This is a genomic window from Microbacterium sp. F2E (assembly GCF_020905435.1).
GTDB lineage: Bacteria > Actinomycetota > Actinomycetes > Actinomycetales > Microbacteriaceae > Microbacterium > Microbacterium lacticum.
In genome coordinates, this window is record NZ_JAJJIB010000043.1 from 1 (window position 1) to 1,409 (window position 1,409).

General features: G+C 63.7%; 1 protein-coding gene. It reads right to left on the reverse strand.

Translation table 11 applies throughout. The annotated features are described in order from the left end of the window. Positions 1-58: 58 nt before the first annotated feature. Positions 59-1,282 (reverse strand): IS256 family transposase, encoded by a 1,224-nt coding sequence (locus LOK55_RS13895; RefSeq protein ID WP_229935843.1) that lies wholly within the window; start codon positions 1,280-1,282, stop codon positions 59-61. Positions 1,283-1,409: the final 127 nt, after the last annotated feature.

A 1,409-nucleotide genomic window follows, 5' to 3' on the forward strand; every position in this document is an offset into this window, starting at 1 on the left:
GGTGACGTCCCGCTGTGTGGTGGAGAATCTCGACATCGTGCGGGATCAGCTGTGTTGATTATGCCGCGTTGAGTTCCGGGATGGCCACCTCCTCGTCGTGGGTGTTGAGGAGCTTCATGGAGTGCTCGCTGAAGTAGCGGCGGCCAGCACCGTCCCACTCGTCGTGTTGCTCGATAAGAACGTGCCCGGCCAGGCGCAGGAGCGCGGCGGGGTTGGGGAAAGTGCCAACGACGTCGGTGCGTCGTTTGATCTCCCTGTTGACACGCTCGAGCGGGTTCGTGGACCAGATCTGTCGCCAGTGCTGCTGCGGGAATCCGCAGAACGCGAGGATGTCATCCTTCGCGTCTTCGAGCATGTCCGCGATCTTCGGATGCGATCGGGTCAGCATCCGCACCACCTCATGGAACTGGGCGAACACGTGCTCCGTGTCGGGCTGGGCGAAGATCGTGCGGATGATGGAGGCGACCATCGGTCCCGACGCTTTCGGGACGTTCGAGAGGACGTTGCGCATGAAGTGGACACGGCAGCGTTGCCAGGCGGTGCCGGCAAAGACGGTCTCGATCGCGGAGATCAACCCGGTGTGCGCATCGCTGATGACGAGCTTCACCCCGCCCAGACCTCTGGCTTTGAGCGAGCGGAGGAAGCTGGTCCAGAACGGCTGCGACTCGGCCTCCCCGACCTCGAACCCGAGGACCTCGCGGCGTCCGTCGGCGGCGACGCCAATCGCGACGACGACCGCTTGGGAGACGACCCTCCGGCCGACTCTGGCTTTGCAGTAGGTCGCGTCGAGAAACACATACGGATACGTCGTGTCCGCGAGGGGCCGGTCGCGGAACGCGGCGACATCCTCATCGAGGTTCGCGCAGATCCGGGAGACCTCGGACTTGGAGATCCCGGTATCCGCGCCGAGCGCTTTCACCAGGTCGTCGACTTTGCGCGTGGAGACGCCGTGGACATAGGCCTCCATCACCACCGCGAACAGTGCCTGATCGACACGGCGGCGCCGTTCCAACAACGACGGGAAGAACGACCCCTGCCGCAGCTTCGGGAGGCGCAGTTCAAGGTCTCCGGCTGTCGTGGTCAGGGTGCGAGGACGGGTGCCGTTGCGTTGCGTCACACGCTCCGGGGACCGTTCGAACGGGGCTGCGCCGATGAACGCGGCAGCCTCCGCATCGATCAGCTCCTGATACAGCGTTTCGGTCGCCACCCGGATCCGGTCGGTGACATCGGTGAGTTTCAGTTCCCCGAGCAGCTCGAGGAGGGCAGACTGGTCTAGAGCCATCGTGCTTTGTGTCTTCCTGTGAGAGAACTTTCATCGGTACTTCTCACTGACCATCGCACGATGGCTCACCCACGTCTACGACGCAGACAACCCTGCCGAATCCTCCACCACTCCAGGGGACGTCATC

Excerpts from the sequence above, each read along its gene's own strand:
- LOK55_RS13895 (WP_229935843.1), bottom strand. The coding sequence starts at position 1,282 with ATGGCTCTAGACCAGTCTGCCCTCCTCGAGCTGCTCGGGGAACTGAAA.